The following is a 19871-nucleotide window of genomic DNA, read 5'->3' on the forward strand; positions in this document are numbered from 1 at the left end:
CCGCCAGGCTGGAACCGGCTTCCGTGGTGCGCGCTCTCACGCGCCGCGTCGGTGACACATCGCTGTCGCTATCGTGGCGGGGGCTGCGCGCGCGCGGGCTCGCGTGGCCTGTGGGTCGGCTGGGGGGCTGCATGGGAGCGTGTTGTCCTGCCGTGCGCTGGCACGGGCGATGGCGCCATGCTCGCGCGGCCGGCCCGGCATGCCCTGCGTCCATGCGCAGCAGATGGTCGATTCGCGAACCGACGGGGTGGCGGGGCAGGGGGAGACTTTAATGTCCGTCCGGCGGCGCAGCGCCTCCCAGCACCGGCATGTCGGGCAGCTCGTTGGCTCCCCGAGGCCCCGGGCCAGCCGGGAAATGCTCGGCCAGCAGCGCCGACACTTCCTCCAGGGCCTGCGTGAGCCCGTCCTCGTAGCGTCCGGAGCGGAAGGCTTCGCCCATGCGGGCAACCATCTCGCGCCAAGCTGCGGGCGGAACGGTCCGCGCGAGGGCCCGGTCGGCCACGATCTCGATCGCATGCTCGGCCAGCAGCAGGTAGATGAGCACCCCGTTGTTGTGCTCCGTGTCCCACACGCGCAGCTTGCCGAAGAGCGTGACGGCGCGCTCGCGTGCGGATGCCCCGCGCCACAGGTAGCTCGCCGGCAGCCCGCCTTCCGCGCAAATGCGGATCTGTCCCGTGTGCCGTGCCTCGCTGGCGGCCACGCGGCGCGCCAGGCGTTCGAGCAGATCGGGCGGCAGCGCGCGGTGCAGGCCGCCTTCTGCCCAGCGGTGGCGCAGGAGACGCGCGATCCGGGCAGGCAGTCCCGGAAGGGGCGCCGGTGCAGGGGGGCGGGAGGTGGAGGGCATGGAGCAGATCCGGTCGTGGATGTGGATGGGGATGGGGAGGGGGGCGGGGTCCGAAAGGGCTACCAGTCGCCCGACGCACCGCCACCGCCGAAGTCGCCACCGCCGCCCGAGCTGAAGCCGCCGCTGTCGCTGCTGCTGCCTCCGCCCGAGCCACCGCTCCAGCCGCCCATGCCGATGCCGGTACCCAGGCCCGTGGAGAACCCGTCCCGCAACCCGCCGCGGCGGCCTGCCGACACGCCGCGTCCGCCGAAGAGCCATGTATAGAGCAGCGCCACGGCGCCCGCCCCGACGGCCAGCAGCATGCTGGCCGTGAACAGGAAGGCGATGAGGCCCGCTGCGCCGCCCATGAGCAGTCCTCCCGCCCGGTTGCCGAAGAGCCCGCGGGCCATCGGGCCGCCGACCATCACCCCGAAGAACAGGAAGATCGCGAAATCGTTCCAGTCCACGCCGCGTTCGGCGCGGGCTGCCTGGGTATTGCCCGTGGGCGCCGGCAGGTTCTCTCCTGCGATGCGCGCGCTGAGCTGCCCGAGCGCGGCGTCGATACCGCCTGCGAAGTCGCCCTCCCGGAAGCGCGGCTTCATGGCGCCGTCGATGATGCGCGCGGCGGCGATGTCGGGAATCGCCCCCTCCAGGGCCTTGGCCACCTCGATACGCATCCGGCGGTCGTCCTTCGCGACCACGACGAGCACGCCGTCCCCCACGTCCTTGCGGCCGATCTTCCACGTGTTGGCCACGCGGTTGGCGAATGCGGCGATGTCCTCGGGCGCCGTGGAGGCCACCATGAACACCGCGATCTGCGTGCCCTGGCGCTGTTCGATACCCGTCAGGCGGGCTTCCAGCCGCTCGCGCTCCGCGGCGCCGAGCGTGCCGGTCTCGTCGATCAGGTGGGCCGAGAGCGGCGGCACCGCGCGCAGCGCCCGCGCAGGCAGAGCGCACGCCAGCCCGAGGGCGATGCACAGCAGGGCCAGCAGGGTGCGGAGCGGTGCGGCGATGCCCGGCATGCCGGATCCACCTCAGCGCGAAGCCGGCGCAGCTGGCGCGGCCGGTGCAGGGCGGGAGAAGTCCACTGTCGGCGGCGTGCTGATCTGCGCCTCGTTCTGCACCGTGAAGCTGGGCTTGGGCTCGTAGCTGAACACCTTGGCCGTCAGGTTGGTCGGGAAACTGCGCGCGAGCACGTTGTACTCCTGCACGGTCTGGATGTAGCGGTTGCGTGCCACGGTGATGCGGTTCTCGGTGCCCTCCAGCGTCACGCGCAGGTCACGGAACGCCTGGTTGGCCTGCAACTGGGGATAGCGTTCGGCCACCACCATCAGGCGCGAGAGCGCCGACGACAGTTCGCCCTGTGCCTGCTGGAACTTGTTGAACGCCTCGGGGTTGTTCAGCGTCTCGGGCGTCACCTGGATCGAGGTCGCCCTGGCGCGCGCCTCCACCACCTTGGTGAGCGTGTCCTGCTCGAACGCGGCCTCGCCCTTCACGGTGGCGACGATGTTGGGCACCAGGTCGGCGCGGCGCTGGTACTGGTTGAGCACTTCGCTCCAGGCGGCCTTGCTCTGCTCGTCCAGGCGCTGGAAGTCGTTGTAGCCGCAGCCCGAGAGGGCCAGCGCGGCGGCGAGGGTGGCGATGAGGCGTTTCATGGTGTGCGGGCGCCGGGCGGGATTGCGAACGTGGGGGCGACGTGCCCTGGCCGCTCCGGCGCCGGGCCATTCTGCCGCAGCCGCCGGACCTGCAGCGTCAGCGGGCGGCGCATGTGGCGGAGCGGCCGCCCGACGGGCAGGATGCGCGGCGGCGCCGAATTTCCGACAATGGCGCACTTCCCCGATCCGGCCCCGCCGGGGCCCCGATGCCAGGACACTCCACGATGAGCACACGCACTCCCTACCGCGCCGCCCTGGTGGGCGGCTCCGCCGACGAGACCGAGGCCGCGTTCTACGAGGCGCTGCAGGCGGGCGACATCGACCGACTCATGGCCTGCTGGGCGGAAGAGGACGACATCGTCTGCGTCAACCCCGGCGGGCCCCGCCTGCTGGGCGCGGGCGCCATCCGTGCCGCCTTCACCGCCATGTTCGAGCACGGCGGGCTGCGCGCCCGGCCCGCGCAGGTCCACCGCGTGCAGGCCCTGGCCAGTGCCGTACACAGCGTGGTCGAGCATGTCGAGGTGCGGATGGAAGGCAGCATGCGCGAGGCACTGGTGCAGTCCACCAATGTCTATCACAAGACCCCGCAGGGCTGGCGGCTGGTCGCCCACCACGCGAGCCCGGGCACCGTCCACGAGGCCGTGGCCGGCCCGGTGCCGCCGGTGCTGCACTGACCGGTCCGGAGCGCCCGGCATGGACTATGTCGCGCCCCGGTGGCTGCCCGGCGGCCACCTGCAGACCATCTGGCCCGCGCTGGCATCGCGCCGCGCCGAGGGCGGCGCGCCGGCCTACCGCCGGGAGCGCTGGACCGCACCGGACGGCGATTTCGTGGACGTGGACTTCCTGGAGACGCCCGCCGCGGCCCCTGGGCCGGCCCGGCCGCTGCTGGTGCTCTTCCACGGGCTGGAGGGCTCGTCGCGCAGCCACTATGCCGAGGCGTTCGCCGGCGCGGCGAGGGCCCGCGGCTGGGACTATGCCGTGCCGCATTTCCGGGGATGCAGCGGCGAGATCAACCTCGCGCCGCGCGCCTACCACTCGGGCGACCATGAGGAAATCGACTGGATCCTGCGGCGCATGGCACAGCGGCAGCGGCCCGGCGGCGGGCCGGATGGACCCCGAGCGCCCCTGCTCGTGGCCGGGGTGTCGCTGGGCGGCAACGCGCTGCTGCGCTGGGCGGGCGAGCATGGGCTGGAGGCCGCGCGCAGCGCCGACGCCGTGGCGGCCATCTGCTCCCCGCTCGACCTGGCCGCGGGCGGCCGGGCCATCGGACGGGGCTTCAACCGGCTCGTCTATACGCGCATGTTCCTGCGCACCATGGTGCCGAAGGCCCTGGCCAAGTGGCGCCAGCACCCAGGCCTTTTCGACCGCGAAGCCCTGCGCGCGGTGCGCGACCTGCATGCCTTCGACGACCTGTTCACCGCGCCCCTGCACGGCTTTCGCGATGCGGACGACTATTGGCGCCGGGCATCCGCCCGGCCCCTGCTGGGCGCGGTGCGCATTCCGGCGCTGGCGGTGAATGCGCTCAACGACCCCTTCGTTCCGGCGGAAAGCCTGCCCCGGCACGGGCAGGCCGGCACCCATGTGACGCTCTGGCAGCCGCCGCATGGCGGGCATGTGGGTTTCGCGTTCGGGCGCCTTCCCGGCCATGTCCGGGCCATGCCCGAAGCCGTCGCCGGGTGGCTGGCCCGGCAGGCAGGCCTTCCGGACGCACATCCGCCGGGACCCGCGCCTACGCCCGGTGCGGCTGCGGCGGGCTAGGATCGGCCCATGGATGACATCGTCAGGCAGGCCATCGCCAAGTGGCCCAACGTACCCGATTGCTATGGCTGGCTGGGCCTGGACGCGCGCGGGCGCTGGTTCATGCGCGACGACGCCGTGCAGGCGCAGGGCCCTTTCCCCCAGGCGCGCGGCGCCGTGCTGCAGCATGACAAGCTGATCGATTTCATCCACCGCAATTACGAGCCCGATGCCCGAGGCCGCTGGTTTTTCCAGAACGGACCGCAGCGGGTGTATGTGGAACTGGAGGCCACACCCGTGGTGTGGCGCATCGAAGGGTCAGGGGAGGACGGTGGCGAGGCCGGCTTCTCCATCGTGGCGCACACCGGCCTGCGCTCGGCCGTGCAGGAGTGCCTGCTCGACGAGTCCGGGCGGCTGTACCTGTTCGACGGCCGAATCCTCGGCCTCGTGCACACGCTCGACATGGAACTGGCGGCCCGTGCGGTGGAGCAGGGGCTCTGGACGCCCGCGGACGTGCGCGCGGACGAGCTGCCCCTGCGCTACGGTTATGTGCAGCATCCCTCGGAACTGCGGGACTGACCTCAGGCGGAGCGCCAAATGAAAAAGCCGGTCGCGCGGACCGGCTTTCATTGCAGGCTGAAACCTGGAGCCGGTTACTTGACGGCGTTGGCCATGTATTCCACGGTGGCGCGGATTTCCGCGTCCGATGCCTGGGTGCCGCCGCGCGGAGGCATGGCGCCCTTGCCGGCGATGGCGATACGCGTCATGCCGTCGATCCCGTCCTTCAGGCGCTCGGCCCAGGCAGCCTTGTCGCCGAACTTGGGTGCACCGGCCACGCCGGCCGCATGGCACACCTGGCAGGCCTGCTTGTAGAGCGCTTCGCCCGCACCGGCTGCCACTGCGGCGGCGGGTGCTGCAGCTGCCGCCGGGGTTGCAGCCGTGGGGGGCGCCGAGGCCTGTTGCGCTGCGGCCATGGCCGGTGCTGCCGGTGCCGGGGCGCCCGATGCACCCGCCGCCGCGGCCTGGGCCTCGGCGGGAGCGGACGCGCCACCGGCCGCAGGGGCTGCCGGTTCGGTGAACTTGGCGCCGGCCGCGTTCGCCATGTAGGCCACGCCGCGGGCGATCTCGGTGTCGTTGAAGTCCCCGCCACCCTGGGGCGCCATGGCGCCCTTGCCGGCCAGCGCGGAATGCACGAGTGCCTCGAACCCCGTCTGGATGCGCGGGCCCCAGGCGGCGGCGTCCCCGAACTTGGGTGCACCGGCAGCGCCCGTGGCATGGCAGGCCGCGCACTGGCCCTTGAAGACCTCCTCTCCACTGCGCAGCGGGCGGTTGGCGTCGCGCACCTCCACCATGCCCACCTTCTGGATGCGCTCGGCCAATGCGCGCTCCGGGTTGCCCGAGCCCTGTGCCGGCTTGTTGCCCGAGGTGACGTAGATCACGAGGCCGATGATGGCGAAGACGGGGACCACGAAGCAGAAGAACACCGTCCAGAGCAGTTGGCGGGGGTTCTTGATCGGGCCGGTATGCGCTTCTTCGTGGGGGGTGTCGCTCATGAGGGGGACCTCTGTGGGTATGTCTGGCGGAACCAGCGGACGATTATAGGAAGCGCCTCCCGGGCCGGCCGTTAGGGAAAACGGCCAGCCGCAACACCCTTGCGCTGGGTCAAGCAGCCCGTTCAGTGGCCCCAATAGCGGTACGGCGGCGTGTAGCGCCACACATCGGTGTTCCACACCTGGCCGCCGCTGCCGGTCTCGCACGCGAAGCCGAAACCCGAGAACACGTACATCTCCCCCATCACCGTGGCCGCGCTGGTGCGCTTGATGCGCGGGAAAGTGTCGCCCTGCGGTGCGAGGCGCCGCCATGCGGCCGTGTTCAGGTCCAGGCGCCACAGCGCATTGGTGGGGTTCTGGTTGAACTGGGCGCCGCAGCCCGTTGTACCCCCCGGCTGGTCGCCGCCGGCGAGCAGCAGGCCGTTGCCCAGCAGCGCATCCGCGCCATGGTTCTGGGGTGGATCGACATCCTCCCCCGGCGCGGGCGTGACCTGCCGCCAGGCCAGGGTCCGCAGGTCGAGCGTCCAGGTGTCCCGCAGGAACACGAATCCGCCCTGGCCGGTGGTGGCCTCGCCGCCGTAGAGCGCGACCTGCCCACGCCAGGGCTCGCCGGTCACGGCGCCCGAATAGCGGGGCGGGGGCGATCCCGGTGCGCCGTGGGGCGAGAGCTGGGTCCAGGTGCGCGTGGAGACATCGAAACGCCACAGGTCGTTGAGCGTGCGGAATCCGGCCTCCACGCCGCCGAACACATAGAGCTGGTCGCCCGCGCGCCAGACCGTGGGCCACGCCCGCGGGCTGGGTGCCGGTGCATCGCCGGGGGCCACGCCCGCCAGTGCTTCCCAGCGTCCGGCCCGTGCGTCGTAGGCCCAGACGTCGCCCAGTGGCGTGAAGTCCGACAGGTCCGCAGAGTAGCGGGCGCCCCCGAACACCACCATCCAGCCGCGTTGCGGCATGGCCACGCCGCCGGAGAAGGCGCGCGGAGAGGGAACATCGCCCGCGGGCGCCAGGCGTGCCCAGCGGTTGGCATGCACGTCGTAGCGGTGCAGGTCGTTCAGGAAGTCGTTGGTGCCGGCGCGGAAATCGTCCTTCACGCCGCCGAAGAGGTAGATGGCACCCCGGAGCGCCGCGGTGACCGGCGCGCTGCGCCCGGACGGGGCACCTTCGCTGGAAAGCCGGGTCCACACGCCGTCATCCTGCGGGCCGGGCCTCGGGCCCGCCGTGGCGGCGCAGGCCGCGAGGGCGCAGGCCATGCCGACAAGGCTTCTTCGGCGCATGGCCGGCCCGGGGCTCGGCCGCTGCGCGGCGGAAGGCGGGTGGCCGGACGGGATGGACGGTGGCATGCGCATGGCTGGCTTTCTCCCTGCTGTTCTGGTGTGGTCGGGAGACGGACGGTAGCGGCGCGCTGGAAAGCTGCAAGCGGCCTTCCGGCATGCAGTGCATGCACGTCCGTAGGGGTTGGGCTATCCCGCCACCGGACGGCATGCCCAAAGAAAAAGGCGCCCGAAGGCGCCTTGGAACGACGGAAGGCCGTCTCTCAGGAGTTCGGCGCCGCCGCCGTGCCGCCACCCGAGGCCGGGGCCTCCTGGGCGGCCGTCCAGCCGCCGCCGAGCACCTTGTACAGCGCGACCTGGTTCTGCAACTGCAGGAGCCGCGTCTGTACAACCAGTTGCTCCGACGTGAACAGCGAGCGCTGCGCGTCCAGCAGGTCGAGGTAGCTCGCCACGCCGTTGCGGTAGCGCAGGTCGGACAACTCGAAGCGCTTGGCATCGGCCGTGGCCTGCGCACGCTGCGCGGCGAACTGCTCGCCCAGCGTGGCCTGGCCCGCCAGCGCATCCGACACTTCGCGGAAAGCCGTCTGGATCGATTTCTCGTACTGCGCCACGGCGATGTCGCGGCCTACGCGAGCAGAGTCCAGCGTGGCCTGGTTGCGGCCACCGTCGAAGATCGGCAGCGCCAGCTGCGGCGCCAGCGAGAAGGCCCAGGAGCCGCCCTTGAACAGGCCCGACAGCTCGTTGCTGACGGTGCCGGCGCTCGCCGTGAGCGAAATCCGCGGGAAGAACGCGGCCCGGGCTGCGCCGATGTTGGCATTGGCGGCCACGAGCTGCTGCTCTGCCTGGCGGATGTCGGGGCGGCGTACCAGCAGGTCGGACGGCAGGCCGGCGGGCAACGACGGCATGGCGGGTGCGTCGGCCAGGCGCGTGCGTGCATCGAGCGTGGAGGCGATCTCCTGCGGCAGCGGCTGGCCCAGCAGCAGGGCGAGCGCGTTCTCGTCCTGCAGGCGCTGGCGCTGCTGCTGCGCGAAGGTGGCGCGTGCCGCCTGCGCCAGCCCCTGGGCCTGACTGTAGTCGAGCTCGGAGCTCACGCCGTTCTCGAGCCGCAGTTTCGTGAGCTGCACGGACTCGTCCCGCGTCTGCAGCGTGCGGCGCGAGATGTCGAGCAGTTCCTCGTCGGCCAGCAGGTTGAACCAGCCGGTCGCCACGGAGGCCACCAGGCTGATCTGGGTGGCGCGGCGGGCCTCCTCGGTCGCGAAGTACTGCGCCAGGGCCTGTTCCTTGAGCGCGGCGATGCGGCCGAAGAAGTCGATCTCCCAGGCAGAAACTGCCAGACCGACCTGGTAGTTGTTGACGTACTGGCCGGTCGTGGTGCTCGGCTGGCGTGATGCGTTCACCGCGGCGTTCACCGTGGGGAACTGCCCTGCGCGCTGGATCTGGAACTGAGCACGGGCCTGCTCGATGTTGAGCGCGGCCACGCGCAGGTCGCGGTTGTTCTCCAGTGCCAGCGCGATCAGGCGCTGCAGCCGCGGATCGGCGAAGTACTCGCGCCAGTCGATGTCCGCAGCGGCCCGGGCGCCGGCCGGCGCCGCCGCGCCTGCGGCCGGATAGGCCGCGGGCACCGGCGCCGCCGGGCGCTCGTAGGTGGGAATGAAGCTGCAGCCGGCGAGCAGCGCCGCAGCGGCGGCTGCGCAGAGGAGGGGGCGCATGCCGGGGCGTGCGCGGTAGGTTGCTTGCATGGTGTTCTTCTCCTGCCGTTCTTGAGAGGGCTTATTCCCCGTCCGTGGCATGCCGGTGCAGCTGTGCCTGGTGCGCGTCATGCTCCTGCTGGCGCTTGCTGCCCTTGAAGAAGGAGCGCACCAGCACGAAGAACACGGGCACGAAGACCACGGCCAGCACGGTGCCGGTGATCATCCCGCCGATCACGCCGGTGCCAATGGCGCGCTGGCTCGCCGAGCTCGCGCCCGAGGCGATGAACAGCGGCACCACGCCCAGCGTGAAGGCCAGCGAGGTCATCACGATGGGGCGGAAGCGCAGGTGGGCGGCTTCCAGCGCCGCCTCCAGCACGCTCTTGCCCTCGGCCTGCAGGTCCTTGGCGAACTCCACGATCAGGATGGCGTTCTTCGCCGAGAGCCCGATGATGGTCACCAGGCCGATCTGGAAGTACACGTCGTTGGACATGCCGCGCAGCAGCGTCGCGAGCAGCACGCCCAGCACGCCCAGCGGAACCACCAGCATCACCGAGAACGGGATCGACCAGCTCTCGTACAGCGCCGCCAGGCAGAGGAACACCGCCAGCAGCGAGAACGCGTACAGCACCGAGGCCTGCGAGCCCGCGAGCTTTTCCTCGCGGGACTGGCCCGTCCACTCGAAGCCGAAGCCCGGAGGCAGTCGCCCGGCGAGCTTCTCCATCTCGGCCATGGCGTCACCCGTGGTGAATCCGGGGCCGGCGTCGCCCGCGATCTTCATCGCCGGATAGCCGTTGTAGCGCACGGTCTGCATGGCGCCCGTGATCCAGCGGGTCGAGGCGAAGGCCGACATCGGCACCGTCTGGCCCTGGGCGTTGAGCACCGGCAGGTCCAGCACCGATTCCGGGCGCATCCGCGCCGCGGCGTCGGCCTGCACCACCACCCGCTGCAGGCGGCCCTGGTTCGGGAAGTCGTTGATGTAGGCCGAGCCCAGCGCCGTGGAGAGCGCGCTGCTGATGCTGTCGAAGCCCACGCCCAGGGCGTTCGCCTTGTCGCGGTCGATGTCGATCTGCATTTGCGGAGCGTCTTCCATGCCGTCGGGGCGCACGCCCGCGAGCACCTTGCTCTGCGAGGCCATGCCCAGCATCTGGTTGCGAGCGGCGACCAGGGCATCGTGGCCCTGGCCGGCGCGGTCCTGCAGCCGGAAGTTGAAGCCGGTGCCGGTGCCCAGTTCGGGAATGGGGGGCGGGCTCAGCGCGAAGATGAAGGCATCCCGGATGCTCGACAGCGCCATGAAGGCCCGGCCGGAAATCGCCGCCGCCGAGTGCTCGGCGCCCGAGCGCTCGCTCCAGTCCTTCAGGATCACGAAGGCGAGGCCCGCGTTCTGCCCCTGGCCGGAGAAGGAGAAGCCGGCCACGGTGACGATGTTCTCCACCTCCGGCTGCTTGAGCATGAAGTCCTCGACCTGGTGCAGCACGTCGCTGGTGCGGGACTGCGCCGCGCCGGCCGGCAGCTGGATGTTGGTGATGATGTAGCCCTGGTCCTCGTTCGGCAGGAACGAAGTCGGCAGGCGCGTGTACACCAGCGCCACGGCGCCCAGCAGCACGGCGTAGATGATCATCATGCGGCCGCTGCGGCGCAGCAGCTTGCCGAGCCAGCCTTCATAGCGGTGCGTCGTGCTCTTGAAGGACCGGTTGAACCAGCCGAAGAAGCCTTTCTTCTCGGCATGGTGGTCGGGATCGATCGGCTTGAGCAGCGTGGCGCACAGCGCCGGCGTGAGCGAAAGCGCCAGGAACGCGGAGAACGCGATCGAGGTGGCCATCGTCGCCGCGAACTGGCGGTAGATGTTGCCGGTGGAGCCGGCGAAGAACGCCAGCGGCACGAACACCGAGATCAGCACCACGGTCACGCCGATCACGGCGCCCGAGATCTGGCCCATGGCCTTGCGCGTGGCCTGCAGCGGCGGCAGCCCTTCCTCGGCCATGATCCGCTCGACGTTCTCCACCACCACGATGGCGTCGTCCACCACGATGCCGATCACCAGCACCATGCCGAACATCGTCAGCACGTTGATCGAGAAGCCCATCGCCAGCAGTGCGCCGAATGTGCCCAGCAGGGCCACGGGCACCACGATGGTCGGGATGATGGTGTAGCGGAAGTTCTGCAGGAACAGGAACATCACGATGAACACCAGCACCACGGCCTCGATCAGCGTATGCACCACCTTCTCGATCGACACCGAGACGAACTTGGAGGTGTCATAGGGCACCACGTAGCTCACGCCCTGCGGGAAGAACTTCTTGAGTTCCTCGAGCTTGGCCTTCACGGCCTTGGCGGTCGCCAGGGCATTCGCCGACGGCGTGGGCTGCACGCCCAGGCCCACGGCCTGCTTGCCGTTGAGGCGTGCGCTGGTGCTGTAGCTCTGCGATCCGAGCTCGATGCGGGCCACGTCCTTCAGCCGCACGGTGGAGCCGTCGGTGTTGGCGCGCAGCACCACGTTGCCGAACTGCTCGGCATTGTTGAGCTGCCCCTTGACCACGATGGTGGCCGACACCGGCTGGCCCTGTTCGGCGGGCAGGTCGCCCAGATTGCCGGCGGACACCTGCACGTTCTGTGCGCGGATGGCGGCGTTCACCTGGTCGAGCGACAGGTTGAAGCCCTTGAGCTTGGCCGGGTCCACCCAGATGCGCATGGCGCGCTCGGCGCCGAACTGCGTGAGCGTGCCCACGCCGGCCACGCGCTGCAGTTCAGGCACGACGTTGCGCGCCGCATAGTCGTTCAGCGCCTCGATGCTCACGTCGGGGTTCTCCGTCGTGAGCATGGCGAACATCAGGAAGTTCGAGCGCGACTGCTCCACGCGCACGCCCTGCTGCGTCACCGCGGAGGGCAGCCGCGGCGTGGCGCGCGAGAGGCGGTTCTGCACGTCCACCTGGGCCAGGTCGGCGTTGGTGCCGGGCTCGAAACTCAGCACTATCGTGCCCGTGCCGTTGGCCTGGCTGGTCGTCTCGACGTAGGCCAGGCCCGAGGCGCCGTTCATCTCGCGCTCGATCACGGCGAGCACGCTGTCCTCCAGCGTCTGGGCGTTGGCGCCGGGGTAGGCCACCGACACCTGGATGGTCGGTGGCGCCACGGCCGGATACTGCGCGATGGGCAGCTTGGCGATGGAGATACCCCCCATCACCATGATGAAAATTGTGATGACCCATGCAAAGATGGGCCGTTCGATGAAGAACTTGGCCATGTGCCGCGCTCCGTGTTCTGGGGGTTACTGCTTCGCGGGGGCGGAGGCGCTGGAGGCGGCAGCCTGGGCTGCGGAGGCTCCGGCGGCGGGCGCCGATGCACTGCCCGCGGGCGCGGCGCCGGCGGCCTGCCACGGCACCGGCTGCACGACGATCGGGTCGCCCGGCTTGCCGCGGGGCAGCTTCTGGAAGCCGTCCACCATGACCTTCTCGCCGGCCTTCAGGCCGTCCAGCACGACCCAGCTGGTGCCCTGGGCCGGGCCGAGCTTCACGGGGCGCGGCGCCAGGTGGTTGTCCGGGCCGACAACCATCACGGTATCGCCCTTGGCGGAGCGCGTCACGGCCTGCTGGGGCAGCAGCACGCCGTTGTCCACCTGGGCCTGCTCCAGGCGCACGCGCACGTACAGGCCGGGCAGCAGCTGGCGTTCGGGATTGGGCACTTCGGCGCGCAGGGTGACCTGGCCGCTGGTGGGGTCCACCGACAGGTCGGTGAAAAGCAGCTTGCCCGTCTGCGGGTGCACGCTGCCGTCTTCCATGACCACGCTCACCGAGGCGGCGCCCTTGGATGCCTGCTTGTACTTGCCGCTCGCGAGGCCGGCCTTGAGCTTCAGCGTGTCCGATGCGGACTGGGTGAAGTTCACGTAGAGCGGATCGATCTGCTGGATCACCGCGAGCTGCGTGGCCTCGCCCTGGCCCACCAGTGCGCCCTCGGTGACGAGCGCGCGGCCGATGCGGCCGGAGATGGGGGCCGTCACGGCCGCGTAGCCCAGGTTGATGCGGGCGGTGGTGACGGACGCACGCGCGGCTGCCAGGTTGGCCTCTGCCGTCTTCTGGGATGCGACCGCGTTGTCGTATTCCTGCCGGCTCACGGCATTCACGGCCACCAGCGGCTTGTAGCGCTCGGCCAGCGCACGGGCCTGGGCCACATTGGCCTCGGCCTGTGCGACGCTCGCCTGGGCGCTTTCCAGCGAGGCGCGGTAGGGCGCGTCGTCGATCGCGAACAGGCGCTGGCCTGCCTTGACGTCACTGCCTTCCGTGAACAGGCGCTTTTGCAGGATGCCGGCCGCACGGGCGCGGACCTGGGCCACCCGAGACGCTTCCAGGCGCCCCGGAAGCTCCGTCACCAGGCCCACATCACCCGGCGAGACCGTCACCACGCCCACTTGCGGCGGCGGGGGCGTGCCGCCCTGGCCCTGCTGGGCGGAGTCGCCCGACTTCCCGCAGGCCGCGAGGGCGGCGGCAGCGAGCAGGGCCAGACAGAAAAGCCCCGACCGCGCTGTGCGGCGGAGCGGGGCGGCGGAGACAGCAGGTTCGACACTCAAGCGGTACATGGAAGTCCTTCCGGATCGGCGCAGGGGAAAAGGCTTACGCATGGCATTGAGCAACGTCAAAACCATGCGGCGGCCCTTGAATTTCGGCGGAATTATACATACAAACATGAATGTATAATTGTGGAATGCTGCTTCGCGAAGCGCGGGCCCAGATGCCCGCCATTCGCCGCCAGCCCGTGCAGAATCAAGGAGACTCCCCACATGGCCCGACGTACCAAGGAAGATGCGGTCGCCACCCGCAACAGCCTGTTGGATGCTGCAGAACATGTTTTCTATCAGAAGGGGGTTTCGAACGCATCCCTGAATGACATCGCCCAGGCCGCGGGCGCCACGCGCGGCGCCATCTACTGGCATTTCAAGGACAAGGTGGACCTGTTCAACGCCATGATGGAGCGCGTGACGCTGCCGCTGGAGTGTGCGAGCGGCGGGTGCGCGGACCATGGCCGCATGCCTCCGCTGCAGCGCCTGCGGGCGGTGATCGATTTCGTGCTGCGCAGCCTGGAAAAGGACGAATCCGTGCGCCGCGTGTTCGAGATCGCGATGTTCCGCGTGGAATACGTGGGCGAGTTGTCCGCCGTGCGGGACCGCCACGTCGAAGCCAGCCTGGAGTTTCGCCGGCAGTTCGCTGCCGAACTGGCCCTGGCGGCGAGCGACCAGGGCGTGGAGCTGCCGTCCTCGGCGGAGGTGGCGGCGTTGGGACTGCAGGCGCTCTTCGATGGCCTGATGCAGGTCTGGCTGCTGGGCGGCGCGGCTTTCGGCCTGGCGGAAACCGGCCGCGCGGCGGTGGATGCCTATCTGCGCGGCCTGGGGTTCGATGTGTCGGCCAGCTTCGACCCGCTGTCCGCGGGCATCCCCTGGAAGATTTGCCAGGCGTCCCGCAACGCCGTGCCATAATCCTCGTCCGGGCTGCAAGGGCCCGCATGCGGCTGTAGCTCAGTGGATAGAGTATTGGCCTCCGAAGCCAAGGGTCGTGGGTTCGATCCCCGCCAGCCGCACCAGATTTCCAGCTCCCTTTTCCCCTCTTCATGAAACGTCCGGGCCATGCCCGGAAGGCGTTCCCGCGCCGGCCGTTGCCGGGCGCACGGGCGCGTCTCGGCGCAGGTCACTGCTGGCCGCCGGACCGAGGCTGCGCCCCTTCGGGCTGCGGAATGTCGTGCGGGTCCGTGGCAACGGCCTTGCTGGCGGCAGCGCCACCCACGGCGCCGGCCACGCCTCCCACGGCCACTCCGACCACCACGCCGATCGGGCCGGCCATGGCGCCCCCCACGGCAGCGCCCGTTGCGGCACCGGCCATGACGCCTCCCCCGGCCAGAACGGAACCGGCCTCGCGCTCCGCCTCCTCGGGCGTCAGGGGAACCTGTGCCGAAGGCCGCGGATCTTGCGAAGGCACTCCGTAGCCCGGACGGTGCTCCACGGGGATGCCGTCTGCGGAGGGGTCGACGCGGGTCGGCGGGGGCGTGGTCTTGACGGTGGACATGGCTTGGCTCCTTGTGGTGTGTGGATCGGATGGCACCGTTGTATCGCCCAGGCCGGTCCCGCCGCGCCGGCCTGGGGATCGAAGCCGTGTCAGCGAAGGCGCAGTGCCTGTCCTACACGGATAGGGTGTCTTGACTTGCATCAAGTCTTCCCGGGGCGTGGCTTTCATCGCCGTGGCCCCCCTTCTGCAGCAGCATGGGCGTTTGGCTGGCACGGCCATGGGCCTTGTCGGGTCGGCGGATGCGCCCGCGTCCGACGGGCGGTCATCCGGCTCCGGTGCGCCAATGGGGCCATATCCTGAAAAAGACGGAGTTCGCCATGTCCAAGTCCCATCGCCATTGTTCCGACGCCGTTGTGGGCCGCATCGCGGCCAAGCCCCGGGAGATCAAGCGGCGTCGCCAGCGCGAGGCCATGCTGCGGCCGGGAAGCCCGTCACCCTGCTTCCCCGATCCCGAGCCGCCGGTGTGGAAACCGCTGGGTTGACGTTCAGAATGCCTGGCAGGCGCCGTCCACGAACACCTTGAGCTCGCCGCTGCGGAACGGCGTCCAGACTTCGTCGCTGGTCAGGGGGGCCGTCACCACCACCGCCACGCGGTCGTGCGGCGTGGTGTGGGCCGAGAAGTCCACGCTCAGGTCTTCGTCGCACAGGCAGGCCTGCGAGAACGGATGCCGGCGCTCGATGTAGCAGAGGTGGGTGGACGCGTGGGCCCAGAGGGCCTGCCCGTTGGACAGCAGGAAGTTGAAGGTGCCGTGCGGTGCGATGCGCGCCGCGAGTTCACGCAGGGTGAGGGTCAGTTCCTGCACGCTGGGCACGTCGGCATGGGATTTGGAGAGCTCCTGCATGATCCAGCAGAACGCGTGCTCGCTGTCGGTGGCGCCGACGGGATGGAAGTGCGAATGCAGGCGGGGACGGAAGTCCTTCAGGTCGCCGTTGTGCGCGAACACCCAGTAGCGGCCCCAGAGCTCGCGCACGAACGGATGGCAGTTCTGCAGCGTCACGCTGCCCTGCGTGGCCTTGCGGATGTGCGCGATGACGTTGCGGCTGCGGATGGGATAGCGGCGTATCAGTTCCGCGATCGGCGAATCCACGGCCCTTTCGTGGTCCACGAAATGGCGCAGGCCCTTGTCCTCGAAGAAGGCGATGCCCCAGCCGTCGGAGTGGTCGCCCGTTTTGCCGCCGCGCTGCGCGAACCCCGTGAAGCTGAAGGTCACGTCGGTGGGCGTGTTGGCATTCATTCCGAGCAGCTGGCACATGGTCGATGGAGGGGCAGAGAAATATCGTAGGAGCGGCTGCCTGGAGCCGGGCCCCGCGACGCGGGACGTGCGCTGCCCGGCGGGCGGTCAGCCTTCGCGCGGCGGGCGCAGCTGCCAGGCGGCCACCAGGGCCAGCAGGCACAGCCCGGTGAGCAGCAGGAAGGTTTCCCCGAAGGCGGCGATGCGTTCCGGGCTGCTGACCGCATTCTGCAGCGAATCGCCGTGCGCGGCGATGCGCCATTCGAGCACGATGCCGCACAGGCTCACCCCGGCCGCGCCACCGAGCATGCGCACGAAGCTGATGGCGCTCGAGCCCTGCGCGATGAGCGGCTTGGGCAGCGGCCGCATCGCGCCCAGGTTGAGGGACGGCAGTATGAAGCCCAGGCCGATGCGGCCCAGCACCGCGAAGGCCACCAGCAGCCACAGGGCCGTGTGCAGGCCTGCGAACGCCATCAGGCCGAAGGACAGTGCCAGCAGCGCCAGTCCGATGCCCACGAGCAGGTGCGTGGGCTGGCGGTCGGCCATGCGCCCGACCAGGGGAATGGTGATCGCCAGCACGATGCCCGCCGGCAGCATCAGCGTGCCGACGTGCGATGCCGACATCTGCAGGCCCAGCTGCAGGAACACTGGCAGCAGGTAGGTGGACCCGAAAAGCGCGGTGCCGTAGATGAACGCCACGATGCTGCCCATGGCGAACTGCCGCACCTCGAACAGCCGCAGGTCCATCAGGGGCTTGCCCTGGCCTGACAGCATGCGGCGCTCCCATGCAATGAACGCGGCCAGGGCGGCGAGCGCGGCCAGGAGAAGCACGGCCGACATGAGTGCGGGGCCGTCGCGCAGCGATACCAGCCCGTTGAGCAGGCATAGCGTGCCCGCCGCGCCGAGCAGCAGGCCGGCCCAGTCGAGCGAGGCTCCGGCACGGTCCGCGGCCACGCCGCCCGGGCTGCTGACCGGCACGTACTTGTAGGCGAGTGCGAGGGAGGCGATGCAGAACGGCACCACCATGAAGAAGATGGAGCGCCAGCCGAACCAGTCCACCAGCAGGCCGCCGACGCTCGGGCCGATGGCAGGCGCCAGCACCACGCCCATGCCGAAGATGCCGCTGGCGCGGCCCTGTTCGTGCGGCTGGAAGGCATGCAGGATGATCACGGCAGGGATGGGCTGCACCACGCCGGCCGCCAGGCCTTCCAGCACGCGGGCCAGCAGCACCAGCTCGTACTGGCCGGCCACGCCGCCGCCGATGCCGCCGACCAGCAGCAGGACCATGGCCCCCACGTAGGTGGCCCGGTAGCCGTAGCGCGCCAGCAGCCAGGGTGTGGTGAGCATGGCCACGGTGGTGGCCACCATGAAGCCCGAGGTGACCCACTGGGCGCGCGCCTGCCCGAGCGTGAAATGGTGGCTCATGTCCGGGATCGCCACGTTCACGATGGTGGAGGACATGATCGACGCCATGGTGCCGACCATGACCGAGAGCAGCAGCAGCCACCGGTAGCGTTCGCCGTAGCGCTCGCGCAGCAACGCCGCCGAACCCGTCATGCGATGCCTCGGGGCGGGGCTGGCGGGAGCACCCCGATGCGCGGGAGGCTCGGCCTGCGCCAGCAGACGCTGCGCAAGGGCCGCCCCGCGGCGCAGCCGCTCAGGGGGATGCTCACTGTTTCTCGGACCAGAGCTTGCCGCCCGTGGCCCAGTTCTCGCGCTTCACGTCGGTGATGAGGATGTCCACGGATTCGGGCGAACCGCCGAGGATCTCGACGGAGACGCGGGTGATTTCCTCCACGAGCTTCTTCTTCTGCTCGACGGTGCGGCCTTCCATCATTTCGATGTGGTACGTGGGCATGGGGAGATTCCTTTGAATGCGAAGAAAACAGCCTTCGATCATATCGGCGGCATGGCCACGGCGGTGTCCGGGGATGTGCCTGCCCCGGCCGCGCAGCGAGGGCAGAGGCAGGCCATGCCGCGAGCTGCCTCCGGCACTGCGGCCAGGGCTGCGGGCTTCACCAGGGTGTCCATGCACCAGCAACTGTCTGCCGGCTGGCCTGCCTCGATGGCGCATTGATTGCTCTGGCCGCACAGGGGGCAGCGGCCAGGGTCCGGAAGCAGGGCGGCGTCGGGCATGCGGCCAGTGTAGGCCCCGGGGGGAAAAGGCGCCCATTGCCATCGATCGCACGGCAAGGGCCGTTGTGGGGCATCCGCCCGCTGCCCGGCGCGGGTGGGCTTTCAGGCCGCCAGGCGGGGCAGCGCCGTTCCCGCGTCGGCCAGGCGGAACACCGCCACGGCCTGCACCAGTTGCGAAGCCTGTGCCTCCAGCGAGCCCGTGGCGGCGGCTGCTTCCTCCACCAGCGCGGCGTTCTGCTGGGTGACCTGGTCCATTTGCGCGACGGCCCGGTTCACCTGCTCCAGTCCGCTGGTCTGTTCCTGGCTGGCGGCGCTGATCTCGGCCACGATATCGGTCACGCGGCGCACGCCGGTCACCACGTCGCGGATTACCGTACCCGCTTCTTCCACCAACCGGTTGCCCGCATCCACCTGGGTGACGGAATCGTCGATGAGCGCCTTGATTTCCTTGGCGGCGGTGGCGCTGCGCTGCGCCAGCGTGCGCACCTCGCTGGCGACGACGGCGAAGCCGCGGCCCTGCTCGCCGGCGCGGGCGGCCTCGACGGCGGCGTTGAGCGCCAGGATGTTGGTCTGGAAGGCGATGGAGTCGATGACGCCGATGATGTCCACGATCTTGCGCGAGGCGCTGTGGATGCCGCCCATCGTCGTCACCACGTTGCCCACCACCTCGCCTCCGCGCACCGCCATGTCGGACGCGGAGCGCGCCAGCTGGTCGGCCTGCGCGGCGTTGTCCGCGTTCTGCCGCACCGTGGCGGTCATCTGTTCCATCGACGCGGCGGTCTGCTGCAGCGCGCTGGCCTGCTCTTCGGTGCGGCTGGAGAGGTCCAGGTTGCCGGTGGCGATCTCGCTGGATGCGAGGGCGATGCCGTCCGCGCCGCGGCGCACCTGGCCGACGGTGTCACGCAGTTGCGTGGCCATGGCGTCCAGGGCCCGCAGCAGCTGGCCCATCTCGTCATGCGCCGTGCTGGCGGAGCGCGCCGTCAGGTCGCCGCCGGCCACGGCCTCCGCCACCGACACGGCACGGTGCAGGGGGCGCGTCACGCTGCGCGTGATGCCCAGCGCCAGCGCCACGGCCGCCGCGGTGGCCAGCAGGCCCAGCAGGACCAGCGCGTTGCGGCCGCCTTCGTAGTTTCTGTGCACCGAGGCGGCGGCTTCGTTGATCTGCTTGCGCTGGAAGTCCAGCAAGGCCTGCAGCGCGTCCAGGTAGCCTTTGCCGGAGGGGGTGAACTCGGTGTCCAGGATGCGCTGGGCATCGTCCGACCGACCTTCAGCCTTGGCCTTGTAGATCGCGTCGCGTGCGTTCACGAACTGCTTGCGCAACACGCCGGCCTGGTCGAAGAGCGCCTGTTCTTCAGGGCCGGAGATGAGCTGGGCCAGTTGCTGCTGCTGCTCCGTCGATTGGCGGGAGGCCGCCGCGTTCTCCTGCGTGAACCGGCCGGCCAGGGCGGTGTCGCTGCTGCGTGCGACCAGGGCATGGCGCGACACGTTGCTGTAGATGGTGCGATACCAGTCCGAGATCAGGCGCTCCTTCGCCAGGGGCAGGTTCATCATTGCGGCGGTGTCCTGCGCGACGGACTGCAGCCGCCACGTGCCGATGGCGAGCATGCCCACGATGAAAAACGTCAGCAGGCCGAAGGCCAGCGCCAGACGTTTTCCAATGGATAAATCTTGGAACTTCATGAGTTGTGTCAGGGTAAACCCTGATTGTAACTTGATGTTTATTTCGGGTTGT

At 70.0% G+C, this 19871-nt stretch carries 19 protein-coding genes and 1 tRNA gene; 6 read left to right on the forward strand and 14 right to left on the reverse strand.

Annotation, left to right across the window (positions count from 1 at the left end; translation table 11 throughout):
- Positions 1 to 268 precede the first annotated feature (268 nt).
- Genes ACAV_RS02185 through ACAV_RS02195 form a run of 3 tightly spaced genes read right to left on the reverse strand, consistent with a single transcriptional unit; the run spans position 269 to position 2478 of the window.
- Positions 269 to 844, reverse strand: coding sequence for a TPM domain-containing protein (locus ACAV_RS02185; protein WP_013592943.1), 576 nt, complete (start codon positions 842 to 844; stop codon positions 269 to 271).
- Positions 845 to 903: 59 nt separating this feature from the next.
- Positions 904 to 1845, reverse strand: a complete 942-nt coding sequence (locus tag ACAV_RS02190; protein WP_013592944.1) for a TPM domain-containing protein — start codon at positions 1843 to 1845, stop codon at positions 904 to 906.
- A 12-nt stretch (positions 1846 to 1857) separates the two neighbouring features.
- Positions 1858 to 2478, reverse strand: coding sequence for a LemA family protein (locus ACAV_RS02195; protein ID WP_013592945.1), 621 nt, complete (start codon positions 2476 to 2478; stop codon positions 1858 to 1860).
- Between the two features lie 224 nt (positions 2479 to 2702).
- On the opposite strand from ACAV_RS02195, the gene ACAV_RS02200 reads away from it, so the two are divergent.
- From ACAV_RS02200 to ACAV_RS02210, 3 genes are read left to right on the forward strand one after another with little or no spacing between them, the layout of a single operon-like run.
- Positions 2703 to 3152: a YybH family protein gene (locus ACAV_RS02200; RefSeq protein ID WP_013592946.1), complete on the forward strand. Its 450-nt coding sequence runs from the start codon at positions 2703 to 2705 to the stop codon at positions 3150 to 3152.
- 19 nt (positions 3153 to 3171) lie between these two features.
- Positions 3172 to 4236 carry a YheT family hydrolase gene (locus tag ACAV_RS02205; RefSeq protein WP_013592947.1) on the forward strand — a complete coding sequence of 355 codons (1065 nt, stop codon included), beginning with the start codon at positions 3172 to 3174 and terminating at the stop codon, positions 4234 to 4236.
- Between the two features lie 9 nt (positions 4237 to 4245).
- The gene (locus ACAV_RS02210; RefSeq protein WP_013592948.1) at positions 4246 to 4794 is read left to right on the forward strand and encodes a DUF2946 family protein; all 549 of its coding nucleotides are present in this window, start codon (positions 4246 to 4248) and stop codon (positions 4792 to 4794) included.
- 74 nt (positions 4795 to 4868) lie between these two features.
- On the opposite strand, the gene ACAV_RS02215 is transcribed toward ACAV_RS02210, so the two are convergent.
- The 5 genes from ACAV_RS02215 to ACAV_RS02235 form a co-directional block, all read right to left on the reverse strand.
- Positions 4869 to 5768 (reverse strand): c-type cytochrome, encoded by a 900-nt coding sequence (locus ACAV_RS02215; protein WP_013592949.1) that lies wholly within the window; start codon positions 5766 to 5768, stop codon positions 4869 to 4871.
- A 122-nt stretch (positions 5769 to 5890) separates the two neighbouring features.
- A complete protein-coding gene (locus tag ACAV_RS02220; protein WP_110087935.1) occupies positions 5891 to 7015 on the reverse strand; it encodes a Kelch repeat-containing protein in 1125 nt (374 codons plus the stop codon).
- A 284-nt stretch (positions 7016 to 7299) separates the two neighbouring features.
- Entirely contained in the window at positions 7300 to 8775 is a 1476-nt protein-coding gene (locus ACAV_RS02225; RefSeq protein ID WP_013592951.1) for an efflux transporter outer membrane subunit, read from the reverse strand.
- 31 nt (positions 8776 to 8806) lie between these two features.
- Positions 8807 to 11965: an efflux RND transporter permease subunit gene (locus tag ACAV_RS02230; RefSeq protein ID WP_013592952.1), complete on the reverse strand. Its 3159-nt coding sequence runs from the start codon at positions 11963 to 11965 to the stop codon at positions 8807 to 8809.
- 24 nt (positions 11966 to 11989) lie between these two features.
- Entirely contained in the window at positions 11990 to 13294 is a 1305-nt protein-coding gene (locus ACAV_RS02235) for an efflux RND transporter periplasmic adaptor subunit (protein WP_013592953.1), read from the reverse strand.
- A 201-nt stretch (positions 13295 to 13495) separates the two neighbouring features.
- Between ACAV_RS02235 and ACAV_RS02240 the strand changes: the two genes are divergently transcribed.
- Together ACAV_RS02240 and ACAV_RS02245 are read left to right on the forward strand one after the other, a co-directional pair.
- The gene (locus tag ACAV_RS02240; protein ID WP_013592954.1) at positions 13496 to 14188 is read left to right on the forward strand and encodes a TetR family transcriptional regulator; all 693 of its coding nucleotides are present in this window, start codon (positions 13496 to 13498) and stop codon (positions 14186 to 14188) included.
- A 28-nt stretch (positions 14189 to 14216) separates the two neighbouring features.
- A tRNA-Arg gene (locus tag ACAV_RS02245) sits at positions 14217 to 14292 on the forward strand.
- A gap of 104 nt (positions 14293 to 14396) precedes the next feature.
- Here the strand turns inward: ACAV_RS02245 and ACAV_RS02250 are convergent.
- Positions 14397 to 14771 (reverse strand): hypothetical protein, encoded by a 375-nt coding sequence (locus ACAV_RS02250; RefSeq protein ID WP_013592955.1) that lies wholly within the window; start codon positions 14769 to 14771, stop codon positions 14397 to 14399.
- Between the two features lie 317 nt (positions 14772 to 15088).
- Between ACAV_RS02250 and ACAV_RS24870 the strand changes: the two genes are divergently transcribed.
- Positions 15089 to 15253, forward strand: a complete 165-nt coding sequence (locus ACAV_RS24870) for a hypothetical protein (RefSeq protein WP_013592956.1) — start codon at positions 15089 to 15091, stop codon at positions 15251 to 15253.
- 3 nt (positions 15254 to 15256) lie between these two features.
- On the opposite strand, the gene ACAV_RS02255 is transcribed toward ACAV_RS24870, so the two are convergent.
- The 5 genes from ACAV_RS02255 to ACAV_RS02270 all read right to left on the reverse strand — a co-directional run bounded on the left by ACAV_RS02255 (position 15257) and on the right by ACAV_RS02270 (position 19819).
- Positions 15257 to 16024 carry a class II glutamine amidotransferase gene (locus ACAV_RS02255; RefSeq protein WP_013592957.1) on the reverse strand — a complete coding sequence of 256 codons (768 nt, stop codon included), beginning with the start codon at positions 16022 to 16024 and terminating at the stop codon, positions 15257 to 15259.
- 87 nt (positions 16025 to 16111) lie between these two features.
- The gene (locus ACAV_RS02260) at positions 16112 to 17560 is read right to left on the reverse strand and encodes a DHA2 family efflux MFS transporter permease subunit (RefSeq protein ID WP_013592958.1); all 1449 of its coding nucleotides are present in this window, start codon (positions 17558 to 17560) and stop codon (positions 16112 to 16114) included.
- Positions 17561 to 17672: 112 nt separating this feature from the next.
- Positions 17673 to 17903: a 4-oxalocrotonate tautomerase gene (locus ACAV_RS02265; protein ID WP_081463100.1), complete on the reverse strand. Its 231-nt coding sequence runs from the start codon at positions 17901 to 17903 to the stop codon at positions 17673 to 17675.
- Positions 17900 to 18139, reverse strand: a complete 240-nt coding sequence (locus ACAV_RS23960; RefSeq protein WP_013592960.1) for a cysteine-rich CWC family protein — start codon at positions 18137 to 18139, stop codon at positions 17900 to 17902. The genes ACAV_RS02265 and ACAV_RS23960 overlap by 4 nt, the downstream gene beginning before the upstream one ends.
- A gap of 102 nt (positions 18140 to 18241) precedes the next feature.
- The gene (locus ACAV_RS02270) at positions 18242 to 19819 is read right to left on the reverse strand and encodes a methyl-accepting chemotaxis protein (RefSeq protein WP_013592961.1); all 1578 of its coding nucleotides are present in this window, start codon (positions 19817 to 19819) and stop codon (positions 18242 to 18244) included.
- Positions 19820 to 19871: the final 52 nt, after the last annotated feature.

Source organism: Paracidovorax avenae ATCC 19860 (assembly GCF_000176855.2).
Taxonomy (GTDB): Bacteria; Pseudomonadota; Gammaproteobacteria; order Burkholderiales; family Burkholderiaceae_C; genus Paracidovorax; species Paracidovorax avenae.

Coding starts and splice junctions, on each gene's coding strand:
- ACAV_RS02185 (WP_013592943.1), bottom strand. CDS start 844: ATGCCCTCCACCTCCCGCCCCCCTGCACCGGCGCCCCTTCCGGGACTG.
- ACAV_RS02190 (WP_013592944.1), bottom strand. CDS start 1,845: ATGCCGGGCATCGCCGCACCGCTCCGCACCCTGCTGGCCCTGCTGTGC.
- ACAV_RS02195 (WP_013592945.1), bottom strand. CDS start 2,478: ATGAAACGCCTCATCGCCACCCTCGCCGCCGCGCTGGCCCTCTCGGGC.
- ACAV_RS02200 (WP_013592946.1), top strand. CDS start 2,703: ATGAGCACACGCACTCCCTACCGCGCCGCCCTGGTGGGCGGCTCCGCC.
- ACAV_RS02205 (WP_013592947.1), top strand. CDS start 3,172: ATGGACTATGTCGCGCCCCGGTGGCTGCCCGGCGGCCACCTGCAGACC.
- ACAV_RS02210 (WP_013592948.1), top strand. CDS start 4,246: ATGGATGACATCGTCAGGCAGGCCATCGCCAAGTGGCCCAACGTACCC.
- ACAV_RS02215 (WP_013592949.1), bottom strand. CDS start 5,768: ATGAGCGACACCCCCCACGAAGAAGCGCATACCGGCCCGATCAAGAAC.
- ACAV_RS02220 (WP_110087935.1), bottom strand. CDS start 7,015: ATGGCCTGCGCCCTCGCGGCCTGCGCCGCCACGGCGGGCCCGAGGCCC.
- ACAV_RS02225 (WP_013592951.1), bottom strand. CDS start 8,775: ATGCAAGCAACCTACCGCGCACGCCCCGGCATGCGCCCCCTCCTCTGC.
- ACAV_RS02230 (WP_013592952.1), bottom strand. CDS start 11,965: ATGGCCAAGTTCTTCATCGAACGGCCCATCTTTGCATGGGTCATCACA.
- ACAV_RS02235 (WP_013592953.1), bottom strand. CDS start 13,294: ATGTACCGCTTGAGTGTCGAACCTGCTGTCTCCGCCGCCCCGCTCCGC.
- ACAV_RS02240 (WP_013592954.1), top strand. CDS start 13,496: ATGGCCCGACGTACCAAGGAAGATGCGGTCGCCACCCGCAACAGCCTG.
- ACAV_RS02250 (WP_013592955.1), bottom strand. CDS start 14,771: ATGTCCACCGTCAAGACCACGCCCCCGCCGACCCGCGTCGACCCCTCC.
- ACAV_RS24870 (WP_013592956.1), top strand. CDS start 15,089: ATGTCCAAGTCCCATCGCCATTGTTCCGACGCCGTTGTGGGCCGCATC.
- ACAV_RS02255 (WP_013592957.1), bottom strand. CDS start 16,024: ATGTGCCAGCTGCTCGGAATGAATGCCAACACGCCCACCGACGTGACC.
- ACAV_RS02260 (WP_013592958.1), bottom strand. CDS start 17,560: ATGACGGGTTCGGCGGCGTTGCTGCGCGAGCGCTACGGCGAACGCTAC.
- ACAV_RS02265 (WP_081463100.1), bottom strand. CDS start 17,903: ATGATCGAAGGCTGTTTTCTTCGCATTCAAAGGAATCTCCCCATGCCC.
- ACAV_RS23960 (WP_013592960.1), bottom strand. CDS start 18,139: ATGCCCGACGCCGCCCTGCTTCCGGACCCTGGCCGCTGCCCCCTGTGC.
- ACAV_RS02270 (WP_013592961.1), bottom strand. CDS start 19,819: ATGAAGTTCCAAGATTTATCCATTGGAAAACGTCTGGCGCTGGCCTTC.